Origin of the sequence: Enterobacter sp. JBIWA003 (assembly GCF_019968825.1) — a bacterium.
Lineage (GTDB): Bacteria > Pseudomonadota > Gammaproteobacteria > Enterobacterales > Enterobacteriaceae > Enterobacter > Enterobacter quasiroggenkampii.
Map to the genome: position 1 here is coordinate 2,248,916 of NZ_CP074170.1, position 20,217 is coordinate 2,269,132.

General features: G+C 55.0%; 16 protein-coding genes. 8 read left to right on the forward strand and 8 right to left on the reverse strand.

The genetic code is table 11. From position 1 onward, the window contains the following. Nucleotides 1–76: 76 nt before the first annotated feature. Nucleotides 77–2,659 carry an EAL domain-containing protein gene (locus KGP25_RS10790; RefSeq protein ID WP_048030658.1) on the forward strand — a complete coding sequence of 861 codons (2,583 nt, stop codon included), beginning with the start codon at nt 77–79 and terminating at the stop codon, nt 2,657–2,659. 57 nt (nt 2,660–2,716) lie between these two features. Here the strand turns inward: KGP25_RS10790 and uspF are convergent, their stop codons facing one another. Beyond that, nucleotides 2,717–3,151 carry a universal stress protein UspF gene (uspF, locus tag KGP25_RS10795; RefSeq protein WP_223540410.1) on the reverse strand — a complete coding sequence of 145 codons (435 nt, stop codon included), beginning with the start codon at nt 3,149–3,151 and terminating at the stop codon, nt 2,717–2,719. Between the two features lie 125 nt (nt 3,152–3,276). Continuing rightward, nucleotides 3,277–3,567 (reverse strand): DUF1330 domain-containing protein, encoded by a 291-nt coding sequence (locus tag KGP25_RS10800; RefSeq protein ID WP_032674687.1) that lies wholly within the window; start codon nt 3,565–3,567, stop codon nt 3,277–3,279. A gap of 68 nt (nt 3,568–3,635) precedes the next feature. Here KGP25_RS10800 and KGP25_RS10805 point away from each other — a divergent pair, with 68 nt between their 5' ends. Further along, nucleotides 3,636–4,091: a MarR family winged helix-turn-helix transcriptional regulator gene (locus tag KGP25_RS10805; RefSeq protein ID WP_223540411.1), complete on the forward strand. Its 456-nt coding sequence runs from the start codon at nt 3,636–3,638 to the stop codon at nt 4,089–4,091. 71 nt (nt 4,092–4,162) lie between these two features. Here the strand turns inward: KGP25_RS10805 and KGP25_RS10810 are convergent, their stop codons facing one another. Continuing rightward, the gene (locus tag KGP25_RS10810; protein WP_111966757.1) at nt 4,163–4,855 is read right to left on the reverse strand and encodes an MgtC family protein; all 693 of its coding nucleotides are present in this window, start codon (nt 4,853–4,855) and stop codon (nt 4,163–4,165) included. A 434-nt stretch (nt 4,856–5,289) separates the two neighbouring features. On the opposite strand from KGP25_RS10810, the gene KGP25_RS10815 reads away from it, so the two are divergent. Continuing rightward, nucleotides 5,290–6,495: an MFS transporter gene (locus KGP25_RS10815; RefSeq protein WP_223540412.1), complete on the forward strand. Its 1,206-nt coding sequence runs from the start codon at nt 5,290–5,292 to the stop codon at nt 6,493–6,495. Nucleotides 6,496–6,513: 18 nt separating this feature from the next. Here the strand turns inward: KGP25_RS10815 and KGP25_RS10820 are convergent, their stop codons facing one another. Then, nucleotides 6,514–7,503 carry a 2-hydroxyacid dehydrogenase gene (locus KGP25_RS10820; RefSeq protein ID WP_028013015.1) on the reverse strand — a complete coding sequence of 330 codons (990 nt, stop codon included), beginning with the start codon at nt 7,501–7,503 and terminating at the stop codon, nt 6,514–6,516. A 326-nt stretch (nt 7,504–7,829) separates the two neighbouring features. On the opposite strand from KGP25_RS10820, the gene KGP25_RS10825 reads away from it, so the two are divergent. The 4 genes from KGP25_RS10825 (at nt 7,830) to KGP25_RS10840 (ending at nt 11,521) form a co-directional block, all read left to right on the forward strand. Further along, nucleotides 7,830–8,153: a hypothetical protein gene (locus tag KGP25_RS10825; RefSeq protein ID WP_111966755.1), complete on the forward strand. Its 324-nt coding sequence runs from the start codon at nt 7,830–7,832 to the stop codon at nt 8,151–8,153. 215 nt (nt 8,154–8,368) lie between these two features. Then, nucleotides 8,369–11,008, forward strand: coding sequence for a YdbH family protein (locus KGP25_RS10830; protein ID WP_223540413.1), 2,640 nt, complete (start codon nt 8,369–8,371; stop codon nt 11,006–11,008). Then, the gene (locus KGP25_RS10835; protein ID WP_045910423.1) at nt 11,005–11,196 is read left to right on the forward strand and encodes a YnbE family lipoprotein; all 192 of its coding nucleotides are present in this window, start codon (nt 11,005–11,007) and stop codon (nt 11,194–11,196) included. The genes KGP25_RS10830 and KGP25_RS10835 overlap by 4 nt, the downstream gene beginning before the upstream one ends. 7 nt (nt 11,197–11,203) lie before the next feature. After that, nucleotides 11,204–11,521, forward strand: a complete 318-nt coding sequence (locus KGP25_RS10840; protein ID WP_008502387.1) for a YdbL family protein — start codon at nt 11,204–11,206, stop codon at nt 11,519–11,521. Here KGP25_RS10840 and feaR read toward each other — a convergent pair whose 3' ends face one another. After that, nucleotides 11,522–12,430 (reverse strand): transcriptional regulator FeaR, encoded by a 909-nt coding sequence (gene feaR, locus KGP25_RS10845; protein WP_045910621.1) that lies wholly within the window; start codon nt 12,428–12,430, stop codon nt 11,522–11,524. A 241-nt stretch (nt 12,431–12,671) separates the two neighbouring features. On the opposite strand from feaR, the gene KGP25_RS10850 reads away from it, so the two are divergent. Then, nucleotides 12,672–14,171, forward strand: a complete 1,500-nt coding sequence (locus KGP25_RS10850; RefSeq protein WP_223540414.1) for an aldehyde dehydrogenase family protein — start codon at nt 12,672–12,674, stop codon at nt 14,169–14,171. 88 nt (nt 14,172–14,259) lie between these two features. Here KGP25_RS10850 and KGP25_RS10855 read toward each other — a convergent pair whose 3' ends face one another. From KGP25_RS10855 to paaZ, 3 genes are all read right to left on the reverse strand, one after another. Then, nucleotides 14,260–15,366, reverse strand: coding sequence for a GGDEF domain-containing protein (locus tag KGP25_RS10855; RefSeq protein WP_223540415.1), 1,107 nt, complete (start codon nt 15,364–15,366; stop codon nt 14,260–14,262). A 118-nt stretch (nt 15,367–15,484) separates the two neighbouring features. Continuing rightward, nucleotides 15,485–17,758 (reverse strand): primary-amine oxidase, encoded by a 2,274-nt coding sequence (gene tynA / locus KGP25_RS10860; protein WP_045910426.1) that lies wholly within the window; start codon nt 17,756–17,758, stop codon nt 15,485–15,487. Nucleotides 17,759–17,963: 205 nt separating this feature from the next. After that, on the reverse strand, nt 17,964–20,003 hold the full coding sequence (gene paaZ / locus KGP25_RS10865) for a phenylacetic acid degradation bifunctional protein PaaZ (protein ID WP_223540416.1): 2,040 nt from the start codon (nt 20,001–20,003) through the stop codon (nt 17,964–17,966). Nucleotides 20,004–20,217 lie beyond the last annotated feature (214 nt).

Here is a 20,217-nt window from a genome sequence, read left to right on the forward strand (position 1 = left end):
ATAAAATTTTATTATTTTTTGCCGATAAATGAAGGTGGCATAAGAATTGTCGTAATAGTTGTTAAGAAGGCGAAAGATGACTCTACCTCTGAACACTCCGGGCTTCACGGATACCGAGCCTTCTAAAGGCCTGATAAATAAAACCTTTACCTATATAGTAACGCTGTTGATTAGTATTTTCATCGCAGCAATAATATCTCTGCTAATAATAAAAAATAATGTTAATGAAATCAGCGACAAACATGATGAATTTTTGTTAAGGAAAGCGCTGGATGCCCGTCAGGAAAGCATGCGAAGTCATTTGAAAGACAATGCAGAGTGGGGAGATGCCTACAAACATCTTCATCTGAACACTGACGTTCACTGGGCATGGGATAAGCAAAACCTGGGTAAGTCCCTTTATGACAACTTTGGTTACGAAGGGGTGTTTGTTCTGTCCCCGGCAGGCACCACGCGATACAGCGTGGTTGACGGGAAACTGAAGCTTCAGGATCCTGAGCGCTGGTTAGATAAATCAACCAAAGACCGTTTACTCCATGATGTGAGCATAAGAAATGGATTGCCGGTTTCTATGCTCGTGCTCATCGACTCCGTTCCGGCCATTGTTTCTGCAGAATGGATAACGACGGGCGATGATACGAGCGTGCAACCCTTACCGGGGAAACCTTCGACAATGGTGTTTATCGACAAATTAACGGCTGAAAAACTCCTTACGATTGGGCAGGATGCCGGAATCAAAAATGTTCGTACTTCACCCTCAATAATCAGTTCTACAATAAACAATCAGACAGCATTTACCTTAAGGACTCAGAATGGCGATGTACAAATTATCTGGGACAGCGAAAACCCCGGCCAGGCGTTGATTGTTTATTTTTTACCATTACTCATCCTTTCAGTCATTCTGACGGTATCAATGACGGTTATTCTCATGCGTCATATTATGCAGAAGGCAAGAATGCTTGATGAAAATACCTTTCTCCTCGATCAGGCGCGGTTGAATCTTATCACCAGTGAAAAACGATTCCGGGACGTCAGTGAAACAACCAGCGACTGGTTCTGGGAAACAGATTTATCGTTAAAGATTACCTGGCTTTCAGGTCGTTTTTCTACAGTGACGGGATATGAAAATAGCGAATGGATAGGCCGTAAGTTAGATGACCTTTTTTCCTCGACAAGCGCATTATTACATGGCTGTGTCAGCCGCCGCGAGTTAACTGAACGATTTGAATTTAAGAACTGTCCTTATACACACGCGCAACATTCCACGTCCTATTGCACGCTTCTGGCAAAGTTTTCGACTCAACCTGATGGAACGGTGGTTTTGCGAGGCGCGGCAACCGACGTCTCTCAGGAAGTTGAAGCAACAAAACGTGTGGAGTTCCTTTCACGCCATGATGAATTAACCGGTCTGCCGAACCGGTATCATATTAAGGAATTTCTTGCAGGCCAGTTCGCTAAAGAAGGCGTCAGTCATTACCCCTTTGCCATGATTTGCCTCGATTTAGACAAGTTTAAACCCGTTAATGATATTTTTGGGCATTCCGCGGGCGATGCTCTGCTTGGCGAGGTCGCTTTACGTCTAAAAAATTGTGTTCGTCGAGGTGATTTTGTCGCAAGGCAGGGGGGAGATGAATTTATGCTGCTCCTCGGCAACAGCAGCCAAAAAGCGCAAATTGAGGAGGTCTGTCACCGTATCGTGCAAGAACTTAACCGTCCTTTCTCCATTGAGGGCAATGATGTGGCGATAGGCGTAAGCATGGGTATTGCGCTGGCTCCCCAGGATAGCCTCAGCGCTAACGATCTTTTACGCTATGCAGATATCGCGCTTTACCAGGCGAAACAATCCGGTAGAAACAGATGGGTCTATTATCGTCCGGATATGTCGGAAAAGTTGACCGAACGGAGAAAACTGGAATTAGAACTGAAGACTGCAATTCGTGAAGAGCAGCTCTACCTGGTATACCAGCCGCGTTATAACCTCCGATACTCGAAAATAGATGCCGTCGAAGCGCTGGTACGTTGGAAGCACCCGCAGCGAGGGATGATGATGCCCGATCAGTTCATCACTCTGGCGGAAGAAACAGGCCTGATTATTAACCTCAGCAACTGGGTTATACGCACAGCCTGTGCGGAGACAAAAGAGAAATTGCCGGGGTTATCGGTATCCGTAAATATTTCGGCCATCGAATTTCAGGCAAGCGATCTTGCCGAAAGGATAAAAGAGATACTGCACGAAACAGGGCTTGAACCTAACCGTCTGGAAATAGAAGTGACTGAAAATGTCACGCTTTCCGATCCTGAAAAAACCTTGCAGACAATGAAGGCTCTCAAAAAAATGGGCATCCGCATCCTGATTGACGACTTCGGTACCGGCTATGCATCCCTGAGCTATCTGCGGAAGTTTCAGTTTGACGGGCTCAAGCTCGACAAGAGTTTTATTTTTACCCTGGGCGATTCGCCCCAGAACCAGTCAGTCGTAGAGAAAATTATCGATCTGGGTAAAGCCTATTCGATGGCGGTAACCGCAGAAGGGGTGGAGACCGTCGAACAGCTCTCTTTTCTTAAAAAAAATAAATGTGATGAAGTACAGGGCTACTTGCTGGGAAAACCAGCCGCTATTACGGACCTAAATTTAAATGCAAACAGCGTAAATCTCTAAAGCGTGCTTTCATTCAGGGAAGCGTAAATGAAAAACCGGGCGTTACGCCCGGTTTTTTTATCTTACCACCAGCACAGGGCATTTCGCATGCCGAACCACTGCCGCAGCGTTTGAGCCCAACAGATAGGTCGAGATGCCCGGCTTATGGGAGGCAATGATGATCAGGTCGGCGCCGATCGTATCTGCGAGCTTAAGGATCTGATCCTTCGGAGACCCCGTCACGGCATGCGTCTGTATCTTGTCTGAAGGAATTTTGAATTGCTTAACTATTTCATCCAGTTTTACCAAGGCCGCGTGCTGGAATTCTTTCATCTTCGGCATTTCTACGGGGTAGGCCAAACCTAACGATGAATAATAGGGAAGCGAAGGAATAACGGTAAGAAAGTGGACTTTGGCCGTGTTAAGTGCGGTATGTGCCTGAACGAAAGGGATAACCATGTGCGTCAGGCTATCCTCGGAGATATCAATGGGAACCAAAATTGAATTGTACATGTGTCCCTCCTGAGTATTTTTTGCACAACTCAGGGTAAACCGTTATTTCCAGCAAAACAGAGAGCAGGTTGTCATAACGGGGACAAATTTCGGTTCTGTGATTTAGGTACAGTTGAACCTGCCTGTCATTCCGTCGTGACAATGAACATTCTTGCTTCCTGGGCGAGCTGGCGTTCAGCCTTAATCGGCGCATATTTTTCCGAATGATAGAAGGCAAGGGCCTGATCTAACGTCGGGAATTCAAAAATGCCCGCATAGGGTAACGGCTCTTCATCACCTTCCAGTACCTGTGCGACAGCACCAAAATGAACAATTTTACCGCCTGCTTCCTCTAATGCTGACGTGAAGCGGGGGGCAAGGCTGGCCTGTCTGGCTGGGTCAATAACGCGTAAGTTGATATGAACAAAGGCTGGCATAACCGATCCTCAAACATGCTTAATAGTGTATATACAGTATTAAATTTAACATTGAATGTCGAGATGAAATGATGAGCAACATTGATGTGACGTTGTTGAAGGCCATTCCGGAAGTCTGCCCGGCGTTTCAGGCGCGCGCTACTGCTCGGGCTATTACGCGCTATTACAACGCCTGCTTCAGACCGTTTGATCTGACCGCTGAGCAGTTCAGTCTGATAGTTGGCATCGGGGGTTCTCCTAATGAAACCGTTGCGGAACTCGCCGCCAGAGCAGGGGTGGATGCGACAACACTGAGTCGTAATATCCGTAGTCTGGAGTCCCGAGGCATTATTGGCTCTACTGGAGGGCGTGGACGTTCAGGAAAACGACTCATGTTGACGGGGGAAGGCTGGCGTCTGCTTGAACAGGTCATTCCGGTATGGCAATCCGCTAAGCAGGAATTGTCCCAACTTATGGGCAGCGAGCAGCTTAGCCTTACGACGAAGATGATGAAAAGTCTGGCCAGAATCAGCGCTTCTGTATGATTCTCTCCGCGTCACTGCCCATTTCTGCAAAACAGCAAAGCCTCAACCGGGCGCAATGCCCGGTATCGTATTCATATTGCGTGACAGCTTACGGATGCCATAATTTTATTCCCGCCAATATTACCCATAATTAGCTCGAGTAATTTCCGGTATTCCTCACGAGTCATCACCTCGGCCCGTATTTCGGTTTTACCTTCTGCTTGCGCCGTATCGCAATAAATGGCTTTCAGACTTAACGTCAATTCTTTCGCCATGTTGACAATATTCTGCCGCACCGCATCTTCATGCTCGTCATTACAGGTGATTTTAAGGACATAGCATTTTTCGCCTTCATGGAGCGCGGGCAGTTGATTAATCCGCTGCGCAGCTTCGCGAAGCAGAATGTTGGCGCACAGAATAATCACGCTGGCCATACCGGCATTCCAGAATTGACCTAATCCGCATAGCACGCCAATTCCGGCCGAACACCACAGCGTTGCGGCGGTATTGAGACCCCGGATATTCATTCCCTCACGCATAATAACGCCTGCGCCAAGAAAACCTATGCCGGAGACGATCTGCGCTGCGATGCGCCCCGGGCTATCGGGTGAGGTCGAGAGGGAACTTAAAATAAACACGGCCGCACCCGTTGCAACCAGAGCATTGGTACGAAGCCCGGCCATACGCTGGCGCCACTGTCTTTCCGCGCCAATAATTGCGCCCAGCAGCATCGCTGCGAGCAGATGAGAGATATAAGGGAACATCAGCCTGTCGCCTGTTAACATGATTAAACGATAAGCGTCAGCGCTTCACAAAGCACAGTAGGACGCCGTTAAAACGCAAAGCATGTCAGCGCGAGGGCGGTGGAAAGAGTGAATGATGAAACATGAACATCGCGATGCCCCAAAAATTTGGTCGTTCTTATGTATTGGGATGCAATCACGTCAAGAGGATTGCTGCCCACCCTTAAGGTAAGCAGCGAGAAAATCGCGTCAGCTTACCTTCGTATCGACGATAAAATAACTTTCCAACGAAGGACTCCTGTGAAAATTTATTGCCAGTATAGTCAGGGCCGATTATGAGTAAAGTGAAAAAACATCGTCCGTTATGAATTGTTTAAGTTCGGAAGGCATGTTTTTTAAGACGTCATCTGATTTTCAAAAATACCCGGTATACTACATTTTCTTTTTTTCAGGCGATAACAGGCAAGGCAGGAAGTATGTCTCTTCGTTCGCTGCGGGCGCTATGCCTGACAAGTTTTTTCATTGCAGATGTCCGCGATGGCCTGGGGCCTTTTCTCGGTATTTTTCTGACCGAACGCCACTGGACCCCGGATGATATCGGCATCCTGATGACGGCCGGCGGGCTGGCGGGGTTACTGGCCACGCTGCCGGCGGGGTTCATCACCGACACCTCCCGCAACAAGCGTGCTGTACTCGCGCTGCTGTGCATTCTGATCACACTAAGCACGCTTCTGCTCTGGTTTAGCCAGCAGAGCGGCGTTGTCGCCGTGTCGCAAATCGTCACCGGTATCTGTGCGGCATTTGTCGGGCCATTGATCGCCGGGATTACGCTGGGGTTGACCGGGCAGAGCGGCTTCAGCGCGCAGATGGGCAGAAACGAGGCGTTCAATCACGGCGGAAATTTTGTCACCGCGCTGATTGCGGGTGGCATTGCGTGGTACTGGGGCGTGGGCGGGATTTTCCTGCTGATGACCAGCACCACGCTGCTAACGCTGTGTGCGCTGCTTGCCATTCGCAACAGCGATATCGATAACGACGCGGCGCGCGGGCTGTCCTCTTCAGCGAGCCTGCCGGTCCCCGGTTTTGCCGTGCTAATAAAAAACCGGGCGCTGTTTGTGACCGGACTGACGCTGCTGCTGTTCCACCTGGCGAACGCCGCGCTGCTGCCGATGCTAAGCATGAGGGTTGCTGCGGCACCTGCCGCGATCAACCCCGGTTTGTATGCGGCCGGTACCGTCATCATCTCTCAGGCCGTGATGATCCCCGTCGCCATCTGGGCCTCGCGCCGGATCGAACACTATGGTTACTGGCGCTTGATTATGCTGGCGCTGCTGGTTATGCCGGTGCGCGCGGCGCTGGCGGCATCCACGGACGCGCCGTTAATGATGATCCCGGTACAAATTCTCGACGGCCTGGCTGCTGGGATCCTGGGAGTCGTCGTACCGTCGTTTATTGTGGTGCTGCTGCGTGGAAGCGGGCACGTCAATGCCGGGCAGAGTGTGGTGATGTTGATGCAGGGAGTAGGGGCATCCATGAGCCCGGCGTTAACCGGGACGATCGCCGGACATTACTCGTTTGCGACGGCATTCAGTGTCCTGAGCGCCATTGCCCTGGCCGCCGTTCTGCTCTGGTGGCGCGTTGCGCACCGGAGTTGGGAAACAAACGCGCCGGGTGAGGCTTAACCCCACCCGGTGTAGCTCTTAAGCCAGCTCGTTAGGGCACGGTTCACCCTTTTCTAACTGCTGAAGGTTGCCCAGCGTGGTTTCCGAAATGCTGATCAGCGCTTCGGCAGTCAGAAACGCCTGATGTCCGGTAAACAGCACGTTATGGCAGGCAGAGAGGCGACGGAACACGTCGTCCTGGATGACATCATTAGACTTGTCTTCAAAGAACAGGTCGCGTTCGTTCTCATAGACGTCCATCCCCAGCGCGCCAATTTTCTGGGTCTTCAGCGCTTCGATAGCGGCCTGGGAGTCAACCAGTCCGCCGCGGCTGGTGTTGATGATCATCACGCCATCTTTCATCTGGTCAAATGCCGCCTGGTTAAGCAGGTGGTAGTTTTCCGGCGTCAGCGGGCAGTGCAGGGAGATCACGTCGGACTGCGAGAACAGCGTTGGCAGGTCGACGTACTCCACGCCCAGATCCAGCGCTGCGGCGCTTGGGTACGGATCGAATGCCAGCAGACGCATGCCGAAGCCTTTCAGGATGCGCAGGGCAGCCACGCCAATTTTACCGGTCCCGATCACGCCAGCGGTTTTGCCGTACATGGTAAAGCCGGTCAGCCCTTCCAGCGAGAAGTTGGCGTCACGGGTGCGCTGATAAGCACGGTGAATACGACGATTGAGCGACATCATCATGCCAATCGCATGTTCCGCCACCGCTTCCGGGGAGTACGCCGGAACGCGCACCACCTTCAGACCCAGCTCTTTTGCCGCGTCGAGATCCACGTTGTTAAAGCCCGCGCAGCGCAGGGCAATGTACTTCACCCCCTGTTTTTTCAACTCTTCCAACACCGGACGACTGCCATCATCGTTTACGAAAATGCAGACGCCTTCACAGCCGTGCGCCGTTTTAGCGGTTTTTTCGGACAGCAGAAAGTCGAAAAATTCAAGCTCAAACCCGTAAGCCTCGTTAACATGTTGCAGATACTTTTTGTCGTACTGCTTTGTGCTGTATACCGCGAGTTTCATAAGACTTTCTCCAGTGATTTTGCATTCACGTTAGCATGATTAAAATTATCTTACAATTTCTAAAATATTATTGAATTCAATAAGTTCTATCAATTATTCTAGAGCATATGTCCACCCTAACTCCATGATATTCTTGCTACGAGGAATCTTTGGCGTGAATCTGTTCAGGGCGTGTAGAGAAAAATACAGTGGGTTGAGGATGCGAAAAAAGCCTGTCTGAATTACGTTAAAGAATGGCAAGAGGGTGTGAAAACTGCAATCCTTCTGGATGTGATGGGACGATATCAGGAACCGGGTGAGTTTCTGATAAAGAGGGAGAATGATGCATGTCGCAACAACTGGGGTTGTCCTTATCTCCGCCAATGCTGCCCGCTTTGTACTATTTCATTGTATCTATAGTAGTTTTTTTCTTGTTATATATCGGGAAACAGAAGGTTAACCGGCTACGAAAATACCCACTGTTCATTGCCTATACGCTGTTTGTGATAGCCATTGCAGCCATCCAGATTAACGTTTTTGCCAACGGCTATGATTTTGTTCGCGGTTTTTTACATATCGATTTTGATCCCTGGCGGTACGACTCGGTGTACTGGGGGTCATTGATATTCGCAATGCTTTACCTGCTGGCAATGCCTAGGAACAGGTATTAATTACGCAGTTATTCCGGCGTCTTCGCCTGAAATTATGCGTAACCCACTGAATCTAAATTGTGTTCTTTAGGTTACGCATAGCAAAAAAGTTACCTCATACTATTTACAGCATCTATCCTTAATCTTGGCGTTAACTTCAACTCAACCGCTAAACATGCGACAATGATCGGCACTGCTGGCTTAATTCTTTCGCTAAATCAGGATATTAACTGCCCATGAAGGGTAAATACAAAGCCGCTCTTGCGCTTTTACTGCTGTTCATACTGTTGCCGCTGACGCTGCTGATGACGCTCGCCCAGTGGGTGCCGACGCTCGCTGGGATCTGGCTTCCCGTCGGGACGCGCATCGCTTTCGAAGAGAGCCCGAAACTGACTCGCCACGCGCTGGTAATCCCCGACCTTCGCTATCTGGTGGAAGACTGCGAAATTGCCCGCATCGATAACGTGACGCTGTCACATCCCAGCCGCTGGAAGCTGGATATCGGCGCACTGGATCTTAACTCCGTCTGCCTGAGCAAAATTCCCCAGTCAGCGCCTTCAACGGTCGCCCCGAAAACGCTGGCGGAATGGCAGGCGGTATTGCCCAATACCTGGCTTACGGTTCACCGCCTGACGCTGTCGCCCTGGCAGCAGTGGCAGGGTGAGCTTCACGCGTCCCTGACCCCGTCCAGCCAGGAGATCGCCTATAAAGGCGAGCAGGTCAGCATTAAAGGCACGCTTCGCGGTCAGACGCTCTCGGTCAGCCAGTTCGATGTTCAGCTCCCTGACCAGCCGCAGCCTGTTAAGCTGGTGGGCGAGTTTACCCTGCCGCTGGTGCCGGACGGCGTGCCGGTGAAAGGCCACGCGGTGGCGACCTTTAACGTGCCACAGTTAACGTCTCTGGTCGATGCCGATCTCGACTGGGAAGACAATCAGGGACAGCTGGTGGTGATGGCGAGAGACAACCCCGATCCGCTTCTCGACCTGCCGTGGCAGATCACGGCGGAACAGCTGAACATCAGCGACGGACGCTGGAACTGGGATCTCTCGGGTATGCCGCTGAGCGGGCGGGTGTCCCTTCGCGCCGACAACTGGCAGCAGGGGCTGGAGAAAGCCACCCTGACCGGACGACTGAACGTGTTGACGCAAGGCGATGCGGGGAAAGGCAACGCGGTACTGAATATCGGGCCCGGCAGGCTCAGCATGGAAAACAGCGACATGCCGCTGCATCTGAGCGGCGAGGCGAAGCAAAACGATCTCATTCTTTACGCCAAATTGCCCGCCACGCTGACCGGCAGCCTGTATGAACCGCAGCTGGCCTTTGAGCCGGGCGCGCTGCTTCGCTCGCGCGGACGCATCATTAACTCACTCGATATCGATGAAATCCGCTGGCCACTGGCGGGCGTGAAGCTCACCCAGAAGGGCGTGGACGGTCGTTTACAGGCGATTCTGCGCGCTCATGAAAACGAGATGGGCGATTTTGAACTCCACCTGGACGGTCAGGCCAACGACTTTTTACCTGATAACGGCCTGTGGCAGTGGCGATACTGGGGGAAAGGCGGCTTTACGCCGATGCATGCCCGCTGGGATGTCGCCGGGAAAGGCGAGTGGCGCGACAACCTTATTGAGCTGACGGCGCTCTCCACCGGTTTTGACAAGCTTCAGTACGGCACGATGGAGGTCAGCAAGCCGCGTCTGGTGCTGGATCAGCCTGTACGCTGGTTGCGCGATGCCGAAAAACCGGCCTTCAGCGGCGCGCTGTCGCTGAAAGCCGGGCAAACCCGGTTCTCCGGCGGCAGCGTGTTGCCTCCCTCGGTTCTGACCTTCAGCGTCGACGGCACCGACCCGACAATTTTTCAGTTTAAGGGCGACCTCCATGCGGACAACATCGGCCCGGTACAGGTCAACGGAAGGTGGGATGGCGTGCGCCTTCGCGGGCAGGCCTGGTGGCCGAAACAGTCCCTCACCGTATTCCAGCCGCTTATTCCGCCGGACTGGAAAATGACGCTGCGCGACGGTGAGCTTTATGCGCAGGTTGCCTTCTCGGCGGCGGCCGATCAGGGCTTTGAAGCGGGTGGTCACGGGGTACTGAAATCCGGCAGCGCCTGGATGCCGGACAACCAGATTAATGGCGTCGATTTTGTGCTGCCGTTCCGCTTCAGCGAGGGAACCTGGTCTCTGGGCAAGCGCGGACCGGTCACGTTGCGCATTGGCGAAGTGGTAAACCTGGTGACCGCGCGCAACATTACCGCGGATTTACAGGGCGATTATCCCTGGACGGAGGACAATCCGCTGCTGCTCACCAACGTGAAGGTGGAAACCCTCGGCGGGAAGATCACCATGCAGCAGCTGCGGATGCCGCAGCACGATCCGGCCCTGCTGCGGGTGGACAATATCTCTTCGAGCGAGCTGATTAGCGCCGTCAATCCAAAACAGTTTGCCATGTCGGGTCCCGTCAGCGGGGCGCTGCCGTTCTGGCTGGACAACGAAAAATGGATCATTAAGGATGGCTGGCTGACTAACCCGGGCCCAATGACGCTGCGCATCGACAAAGATACGGCCGACGCCATCGTCAAAGACAATATGGTCGCGGGCGCCGCGATTAACTGGCTCCGCTACATGGAAATTTCGCGTTCGTGGACGAGAATCAATTTAGATAACCTGGGTGAATTAACCATGCAGGCGACCATCAAGGGGACCAGCCGGGTCGATGGCAAGAGCAGCTCCGTTAACCTGAACTATACCCATGACGAGAATGTCTTTACCCTCTGGCGCAGCCTGCGTTTTGGAGACAATCTGCAAACCTGGTTTGAGCAACACGCGGCGATACCCGGTCTCCGCAGTTCGACTGGCAAGGAAAGTGAGGAACAACAATGAAAAAGATGGCTGGTGCGCTCACCGTTGCCGTTGCCGCGCTACTGTCCGGCTGTACGCCGCGCATTGAAGTCGCTGCACCAAAGGAGCCGATTACCATCAATATGAATGTCAAAATCGAACATGAGATCCACATTAAGGTCGATAAAGACGTTGAAACTTTGCTGAAAACGCGCAGCGATCTGTTCTGAGGACGCCATGAAACGAGTAGCTCTGATTTTACTGGCGCTGGGGATGAACGTGCAGGCGGCTACGCTCACCCTAAATGACGCCCGGGCACAGGGGCGCGTGGGGGAAACCCTCAGCGGTTATCTCGCCCCGATTCAACAGGACGCCGAAACGCTGGCGCTGGTTAATCGCATCAACGCGGCACGCACGGAAAGCTACCAGAAGCTGGCTGACAGCAATAATTTGCCGGTCGATGAAGTGGCCAAAATGGCAGGGCAGAAACTGGTTGCCCGCGCGCAGCCGGGCGAGTACGTGAAGGGCATTAACGGAAAGTGGCTCAAAAAATAGCTAGCGGTAGCGCTTGCGGTATTCACCCGGCGAAACGCCAAAGCGCTGCTTAAACGCCGTTGAAAAATGGCTATGGTCGGTGAACCCCCAGCTGTAGCCAATGCCCGCCAGCTTTTCGTCATCACCGGCAGCGCGCAGCACCTCTGCGCAGCGATCCAGACGGCGGTTTTTAATGTACTGTGCAACCACCAGCCCCTTCTCGGCAAACATGCGGTAAAGGCTGCGCACGGACATACCGCTCTCGGCGGCAATCCATTCCGGGCGCAGCGATTCAGACTGAATGTGGTCGTCAATCAGCGCCACCACATGCTGGAACTGGCGTTCCTTACGCGGCTGAATGATTTCGCGCTGCTGGAAAGCGGGGCGCAGCAGGCAGATCATCGCTTCGAGCGCCGCTTCGCTCTCCCGGTCACTCAGGCTGGTATTGCTCATACTCTCCATCAACAGGCGATGGCTCAGCTGGACCGTGGGCAGCGTGCGGGAAAGAGCGGTGGCGCAGCTTATCTCCTGAAAGCGGCACTGCTGCTCAATAATCTGACGGGGAACCAGGAGCGAAATCTGGCGGGATTTTTCCTGCCAGTTGATCGAGCAGGGGCGTGAGGCATCAATCAGCGTAATATCACCGGTTCTGAGTACCGCGCGGCGGTCATCCTGCTCAATTTCCGCACTCCCTTCGAGCTGGAACACGGTATAGAACCAGGCATCGTTACTCTGTTTGATCTCCTGACGGGAGCGGAACAGGTTCACGCCGCCGGCGGTGACGGTGCTGAGCTTCAGGCTGCGCGCATAGCTGGTCTCCAGCTCGCCGTAGAATTTTCCCTCGGTGGGCTGTGCGTTAAAACGCCCGCAAACCTGATTAATTTGCGCCAGCCACTGCTGATACTGTTCCTGCTCGCTTGCACACGCCATCGTTTCTCTCACTGCACCGTCAACGTTTTCGCATTGTTGCATTTGTGTTGCATTTTGTCAGAGCTATGAGGCTGACTATAGGAAAGAACACTCACCGGTAACAGCGATATAAGCGGCAATTATCGCGATTTGCGGAGCCTGTCACAGGTGGCAAAGCGAATGTCACAGAGACAAAAGCGAGAATGCAAAACCCCACTTAGACTGGATGAACACCCTGCGAAGAATAACGAAGGAGTATCCTATGTCTGAATCACTGGTAGCTATTCAGCCTGCCGTGCAACAATTTTTAGACCGACAGCATGGCCTGTGGATTGAAGGGCGTCAGGCCGCATCGGACAGTGAAAAGCGGCTGAATGTCTACAACCCGGCCACGGGCGAGGTCATCGCCTCGACTGCCGACGCCAGCGTCGACGACGTTGATCGTGCCGTCATGTCCGGCTGGCGCGCCTTTGTGGCCCGTACCTGGGCCGGAAAACTCCCGGCGGAGCGCGAGCGGATCCTGCTCCATTTCGCCGATCTGGTGGAACAGCACAGCGAGGAGCTGGCCCAGCTTGAAACGCTGGAACAGGGCAAATCCATCAACATCTCCCGTATGTTTGAAGTCAGCTGCACCCTGAACTGGATGCGCTATACCGCCGGGCTGACCACCAAAATTACGGGTAAGACCCTCGACCTCTCCATCCCGTTACCGCAGGGCGCCCGCTATCAGGCGTGGACGCGAAAAGAGCCGGTTGGCGTGGTGGCCGGGATTGTGCCCTGGAACTTCCCGCTGATGATCGGGATGTGGAAAGTGATGCCAGCGCTGGCCGCGGGCTGCTCTATTGTCATCAAGCCGTCTGAAACCACGCCGCTGACCATGCTGCGCGTGGCGGAACTGGCCAGTGAAGCGGGCATCCCGGACGGGGTGTTCAACGTGGTGACCGGCAGCGGCGCGGTGTGTGGCGCAGCGCTGACCTCGCATCCGCATATTGCAAAGGTGAGCTTCACCGGCTCAACGGCGACGGGTAAGCAAATCGCCCGCGCGGCGGCGGACACGCTCACCGGCGTGACCCTGGAGCTCGGCGGGAAAAACCCGGCAATTGTGCTCAAGGATGCGGACCCGGCGTGGGTAATCGAAGGCCTGATGACCGGCAGCTTCCTGAACCAGGGGCAGGTGTGTGCGGCAAGTTCCCGCATCTATATTGAAGCGCCGCTGTTCGACACGCTGGTCAGCGGGTTTGAACAGGCGGTGAAATCCCTCAGCGTCGGGCCGGGCATGTCGCCGGAGGCGTTTATCAACCCGCTGGTGTCGCGTGCGCACTGTGACAAGGTGCAGAGCTTCCTCGATGAGGCGAAGTCGCGCAACGCGGAGCTGATTGTCGGTAACCGTGGGCCGGAAGGCAAAGGCTATTACGTTTCGCCTACGCTGGTGGTGAACCCGGATGCCTCGCTGCGCCTGACCCGCGAAGAGGTGTTTGGCCCGGTGGTCAACGTGGTGCGCGTCGCCGACGGGGAAGATGCGCTGCAGCTGGCAAACGACAGCGACTATGGCCTGACGGCGAGCGTCTGGACGCAGAATATCAGCAAGGCGCTGGAATATACCGACCGGCTGCAGGCGGGCACCGTCTGGGTCAACAGCCATACGCTGATCGACGCCAACCTGCCGTTCGGCGGCATGAAGCAGTCCGGGACAGGGCGCGACTTTGGTCCGGACTGGCTGGACGGCTGGTGTGAAACCAAGTCGGTTTGCGTACGGTATTAAAAAGCAAGCCGGGTGGCGGCTACGCCTTACCCGGCCTACAACACCTCGAACCGTAGACCGGGTAAGCGCAGCGTTACCCGGCTTTTATTTAGAGCGACCACCGATCCCGTCCGGCCTCTTTCGCGCGATAAAGCGCCGCATCGGCGCGAGCGATGATCTCGGTGCCGGCCAGCCCCTCCGCCATGCTCGCAATCCCCATGCTTACGGTGACATGGTCGCTGACCGTGGAGGCGTCGTGCGGTATGGCTTCCGTACGCAGGCCGTCCTGAATACGCAGGGCAACCTTTTCCGCGATGTTTGCCGGGCAATTGAAGAGGATGACCACGAACTCCTCACCTCCGTAGCGTGACACCACATCATCAGGTGTGCGCACCGACTGCTTTAGCACGCGCGCCACGCGGGTCAGACAGTCGTCGCCTGCCTGGTGCCCGTAGGTATCGTTGTAGCGCTTGAAGTAGTCGATATCCAGCATGATCACCGAGAAGGTTTTTTTCTGCTCAACTGCGTTCTCCAGCACCACCTCCATTTTCCGGCGATTGGCGGTCTTGGTTAACGGGTCCTGGTGCGCCAGCGCGTCCAGCCGTGATATCAGCAGCTGATTTTGCTGGTTACGTCGCCAGGCTTCGTCAAACCAGCTCAGCAGAATGAAACGCCCGCAGACCAGGATCAGCGTAAACACGCTCCAGATGATGATGAAGTGCAGGTTTAGGCCATCATTGCGTACCCAGCTTGCAACCGGCAGGGTGATCCAGAGCGGGAGCACAAAGGCGAGCAGCCCCTCAGGGTAAAAATAGAGCGCCGTTAACCCGGCGAGTAACAGAATGACGCACAGCGGCCAGACGTGGGGCAGCAGCAATTGCGTGATGAACCAGAAACAGGAGACCGACCAGATGGCGCTACAGATAAATAACACCACGCTGATTCCGGCGATACGCCGCCAGGCCATCAGGATCAGCGCAGCAGAGAGAATAATAATGCCGAGCATGGAGGCATCGACCATTCTCGTCAGCTGCGGCGAGTGGGGATAAAGGGGATCGCTGGCCTTAAGCAGGATGTGTCGCAGCAGGATCATCACCGCGAAACTGACGTTGACGAAGGCCAGCCACGGCAGGTTCATCGCCAGCCCATGCATGACCATGGCATGGCGCGTGGACCAGGTTGCCCATTCCAGCGTCGGTTGTTTTCTTTTTTCCATAAAGGCCTTTCCCGTCCGGGGGATAAATCATGCAGGTGAGATATCAGTAACTATAAGCAAGCCAGGGCGATCCTCAAACTTCAGGGCAAAAAAAACCGGGCAATTGCCCGGTGGATGGTTATTTTTCGTCTTTTTTCTTTCCGAGCGTTGGCGTCTCGTCGAAGAAGTTCCACGGTTTAAGAAGGGTATGCACCCATTCCGTTGGCATGATCGGCCACTCTTCCGCACGTGCCACGTGGGTGGTGCCGGTGGTCATCCAGACCACGTCATCCTGATCGTTGAGCGACTCGTTATCCTTGCTGTACTGCCCCAGGCCGGTGTCGTGCACGGAGCGGTTAGGGAATTTTCCTTCCGGGTAGAGCTCATCAGGATGGTAGCGGGTCACCCACAGCTGTTTGTCCATAAAGCTCAGGCGATGGTAAATCCACTCGTCCGGGGCAAATTTCGCGCCGGTTGCCACCGGGTGCGTGCCGCCCGCGTAAGGGATGATCTGGTACGATACCGGGTTGCCCATGCGGTTCTCTTTACGGGTGTTGCTCAGCAGGCGAATCGTGCCCGGGTCGAACTTCTGCGCTGCTTGCTGCTCGGTATCAATATCGTACTGATTGATCTGCATGGTGCTGGTGCGCGGGCCACCGGCGGTATTCGGCTTCACTTCCGGATCCATGGCCACCAGCTTGTTGTTGATACCATCCACGTCCATATCAAGACGGAAGTTGTAGATGTGCTGGTGCGTGGTGCCCACGATGTTGTGGTCGATCAGCGTACCGTATTTTGTATCGTCTTTGGCGGTGGCATCGTGCATGGTTTTCGCCTGCACGCCTTTCACCGCTTCGATACCCGTCGCACCGGCGTCAATGCCGATGGTGCCATTTTCATGGAACACCCAGTCGAAGATGTAATCGTAATTGCCCACGGTACTCACCCAGCGCACCACCAGTTCGCGGCGCTCGGTGCTGACGTTAGGCTGGCCCATCTCCTGATGCTTATATTCCGGGCCTGCGTAGCGTTCGAAAATGGCGATTGCGCGCGGGATCTCCATCGGCGCGCCGGTGTAGTCCGGGATGGTTTCATTGAGCATCACCGCGTTGGACGGCACGTCTTTACCGCGCACCAGCGGCGAGGTCAGGGTGCCCATGCCGTAGTCGCCGGAATCAAGATAGGCCTTAAAGTACCAGCCCACGTCCGGATCGCCGTAAGGAACGATCATGCCGCCGAGCGACCCCTGATACATAATCTGGCGTTTTTTGCCGTTGTCGTTATAGGTGACGGTTGAAATCATCGGGCCGACGCGGGAGTCCAGGCTCAGGTGGAAGTCCCAGTTCTGCCAGTGCACCATATCGCCGGTAATGGTGTAGTTCTTGCCTTCCGGCTCAATGATGTCGAGCGGTTTTTTCGGCGTCTCTATACGGTCGCGGCCATCGTAGGGGCGCGGCGTCATCGGAACCGGAACAACGGCGCCTTCCTCAATCTTCTGGATTTTCTTCTGCTCAAGATCGACCACGGCCACCAGGTTTTCAATCGGGTGCGCCCAGTAGTTGCCGTCGCCGACATCCAGATAGCTCACCACTTTCAGCAGGCGATCTTCCTGCTTCAGGCCATCTTTACCGTCGAAATAGCCGACGGTCAGCGGCGTGGTAATCACTTTTTTCGGGTCGGTGATGCCGTGTTTTTTAAGCACCTCGGCAAACTCCGTGCTGTCGTTGATGATCTGCTGTACCGCGGTGAAATCATCCAGCAGCACCATGCCGTGCGCATCTTTCACCGGCTCCCAGCGCAGGATTTTTTTATCCTTCAGATCCACCAGGCTTTCGATAACGTGCTTTCCATCGAGCATCACAATCTTTGCCTGACGCGGGGCATCCACCGCCGTACCGTTAAGCACAAAGTCCCACACTTTGGCTTTCTCTGGCTCAGCAAGGGCAATCTGGGTAAAGCGGGTATTCGGTTTAAAATCCGCTGAGGCTTTGACAATCTCAACGGCTTGCTTAATTTCGTCTGCCGTCAGCGCGTTTAGCGGGTGAGGGCGTTTTTCAACCTGGAAAGTCTGGTCAAGACCGGACTGGAAAACATCGTTGATGAAGCTGTCAGAGATAAAGGCTTTTTTGCCTTTCATCACCACCGGCACCTCGAGCTTGAGGGTTTTCCCGTTGACGATGGCGGTTTTAGCGCCCGGTTTGACCTTCACAAAGGCGCCGTCTTTCGCAATGGTGAACATCTGTGCGTAATCATCCCACTGAACGTCGGCGCCAAAGTCCTGCAGCGTTTTGTCCATCGGGACCATATGCGCCTCACTGCCGTGGGCGAAAACAGGGGATTGCCAGGCGCAACACAGCGCAACGGCCATAGCCAGCGCCGTTCTACGGGCAGAAAAAGAAGAATTGCTTCCCATCGTAGACCTCATCTTGTTGTGTTTATTGTGTTGTGACAGCCTTATCCTGACAGGCGCCTGAGAAAAGCGTTTGCCTGCATCTGCCAGATTATTTGCCAGTCTTGCCTGGTTAAAAAAAGAGCGGGGCGATGTCACACCCCGGCTGGTCGTCGTAGGCCGGGTAAGCATCGCGCCACCCGGCAGGAAAGGCGGTGAAGGGAAGGTGTCAGAAATCCCCCTGCTGGCGCGCCACCAGCGTCAGGATGGAGTAGAGCGCCACGGCCTGCTGGTGCTGGTTGAAGATCTCAACCGCCCATTCCACCACGCCGGTTGGTTTTTCCTCGGCGGTACGCTGTTTCTTCAGCGTTTTACGCTTGCAGGTCAGACGCACCTGAATGGTATCGCCCGGTTTAACCGGCTCGATAAAGCGCAGGTTTTCCATGCCGTAGTTGGCGATCACCGGCCCGACGCCCGCATCAACAAACAGCCCTGCTGCGGCGGAAATCAGGAAGTAGCCGTGCACTACGCGCTCGCCAAAGATCGACTCTGCCGCGCCAATCTTGTCCATATGGGCGTAGAAGTGGTCGCCGCTCAGGCAGGCAAAGTTCACGATGTCCGCTTCCGTCAGGGTGCGGCGCGGCGTCAGCAGGCTGTCGCCCGGCTGCAGCTCCTCAAAGTATTTGCGGAACGGATGCACACGATCTTCCTGCACCGCTGCGCCACGCACCCACTGCTTGCCAATGGCCGCCAGCATGGTCGGACTGCCCTGAATGGCGGTGCGCTGCAGGTAGTGCTTCACCGCGCGCAGGCCACCCAGCTCTTCGCCGCCGCCCGCGCGCCCCGGGCCACCGTGCACCAGCTGTGGCAGCGGGGAACCGTGGCCGGTGGACTCTTTCGAGGCTTCCTCGTTGAGGATCTGAATACGCCCGTGGGCGCGCGCTGCACCGGTAATAAACTGGCGGGCAATGTCCGGGTCTGCGGTGACCAGCGTACCCGCCAGGCTGCCGCCGCCCGCGCGGGCAAGCTCCATTGCGTGGCGCGCGTTGCGATACGGCATCAGCGTCGCAACCGGGCCAAAGGCTTCGGTTGAGTGCACTGCCGGAGTTTCATCCGGCTGCGGGCAGAACAGCAGGGTCGGCGGGTAGAACGCGCCAGCGGCCTGCAAATCCGCTTTGCCACCCAGGCGGACCTGGCAGCCTGCGGCGATCAGTTGCTCCACTTTCTCCTGCACGTCCGCACGCTGTTCGGCGTTGACCAGCGCGCCCATCTTTACCCCTTCCTGCGCCGGATCGCCCACCACGACCTTTTCCAGCCGGGCAACCAGCGCCTGGCTCACGGCGTCAATCTGGCTCTGCGGGACGATAATGCGGCGAATGGCCGTACATTTTTGCCCGGCTTTGGCGGTCATCTCGCGCACCACTTCCCGAATGAACAGGGCAAATTCTGGCTGCTCCGGCGTGACGTCTTCCCCCAGCACGCAGCAGTTCAGGGAGTCGGCTTCCATCGTGAACGGAATGGCATTCGCCACAATATTCGGGTGCACGCGCAGGCTTTGCCCGGTGCTGGCGGAGCCGGTAAAGGTCACCACGTCCTGACTGTCGAGCTGGTCGAGCAGATCCCCCGCGCCGCCGCAGATCAGGCTGATGGCGCCGTCCGGCACCAGCCCGCTGTCGACGATGGATTTCACCATCGCCTGCGTCACCTGTGCGGTGGCGGTGGCGGGTTTGATGATGGCGGGCATGCCGGCAAGCCAGGTCGGGGCCAGTTTTTCCAGCATTCCCCAGCAGGGGAAGTTAAAGGCGTTGATGTGCACCGCCACCCCGGATTTGGAGGTCAGGACGTGACGCGCGGCAAAGCCGCCTTCTTTTGACAGCGGGATCAGCTCGTCTTCCGGCCACACGGTGTCATCCGGCAGCTCGCGGCTGCCCAGGCTTGCGTAAGTGAAGAGGGTGCCGATCCCACCTTCGATATCGACCCAGCTGTCTGATTTTGTCGCCCCGGTCTGGGCGGATAAGGCATAAAACGTCTCTTTCTCGCTAAGCAGGTGCTTTGCCACCGCCTTCAGCATGGCCGCGCGTTCGATAAAGGTCATCTCGTGAAGCGCTTCGCCGCCGCGCTCAATCGCATAGCGACGGGCGGCCGCCATGTCCAGCCCTTCGCTGGTCACGCTCCACAGCGCTTCGCCACTGATGGCGTGATGAATAGTGCGTTCGCGGCCCCGGCCAGACTGCCAGGTACCGGATAAGAAGCTGGCTAACTGCTGCATCGCTTATCTCCAAATGTTACGTAATTTACCCATTAATAGTTTGATCATGAATCATAAAAATCAAGCTGAGTTTTAATGAATTGTTAACATTGTGATCCGCTCTGATGAAACGCGGCGCGCCAGGACGCTCTTCAGCGTGCCTGTAGTAAAAGCCTTGCGAGCAACGTCACATAATCAGGAAACAATTCTTGGGGTTATATTTAACCTTTGTGTA

Bases quoted from the DNA above. Each gene is read 5' to 3' on its own strand.
- KGP25_RS10835 (WP_045910423.1), top strand. From the start codon at position 11,005: ATGAAAAAGATGGCTGGTGCGCTCACCGTTGCCGTTGCCGCGCTACTG.
- KGP25_RS10850 (WP_223540414.1), top strand. From the start codon at position 12,672: ATGTCTGAATCACTGGTAGCTATTCAGCCTGCCGTGCAACAATTTTTA.
- KGP25_RS10830 (WP_223540413.1), top strand. From the start codon at position 8,369: ATGAAGGGTAAATACAAAGCCGCTCTTGCGCTTTTACTGCTGTTCATA.
- KGP25_RS10810 (WP_111966757.1), bottom strand. From the start codon at position 4,855: ATGTTAACAGGCGACAGGCTGATGTTCCCTTATATCTCTCATCTGCTC.
- KGP25_RS10800 (WP_032674687.1), bottom strand. From the start codon at position 3,567: ATGCCAGCCTTTGTTCATATCAACTTACGCGTTATTGACCCAGCCAGA.
- KGP25_RS10790 (WP_048030658.1), top strand. From the start codon at position 77: ATGACTCTACCTCTGAACACTCCGGGCTTCACGGATACCGAGCCTTCT.
- KGP25_RS10815 (WP_223540412.1), top strand. From the start codon at position 5,290: ATGTCTCTTCGTTCGCTGCGGGCGCTATGCCTGACAAGTTTTTTCATT.
- uspF (WP_223540410.1), bottom strand. From the start codon at position 3,151: ATGTACAATTCAATTTTGGTTCCCATTGATATCTCCGAGGATAGCCTG.
- feaR (WP_045910621.1), bottom strand. From the start codon at position 12,430: ATGGCGTGTGCAAGCGAGCAGGAACAGTATCAGCAGTGGCTGGCGCAA.
- KGP25_RS10840 (WP_008502387.1), top strand. From the start codon at position 11,204: ATGAAACGAGTAGCTCTGATTTTACTGGCGCTGGGGATGAACGTGCAG.
- paaZ (WP_223540416.1), bottom strand. From the start codon at position 20,003: ATGCAGCAGTTAGCCAGCTTCTTATCCGGTACCTGGCAGTCTGGCCGG.
- KGP25_RS10825 (WP_111966755.1), top strand. From the start codon at position 7,830: ATGTCGCAACAACTGGGGTTGTCCTTATCTCCGCCAATGCTGCCCGCT.
- KGP25_RS10805 (WP_223540411.1), top strand. From the start codon at position 3,636: ATGATGAGCAACATTGATGTGACGTTGTTGAAGGCCATTCCGGAAGTC.
- KGP25_RS10855 (WP_223540415.1), bottom strand. From the start codon at position 15,366: ATGGAAAAAAGAAAACAACCGACGCTGGAATGGGCAACCTGGTCCACG.
- KGP25_RS10820 (WP_028013015.1), bottom strand. From the start codon at position 7,503: ATGAAACTCGCGGTATACAGCACAAAGCAGTACGACAAAAAGTATCTG.
- tynA (WP_045910426.1), bottom strand. From the start codon at position 17,758: ATGGGAAGCAATTCTTCTTTTTCTGCCCGTAGAACGGCGCTGGCTATG.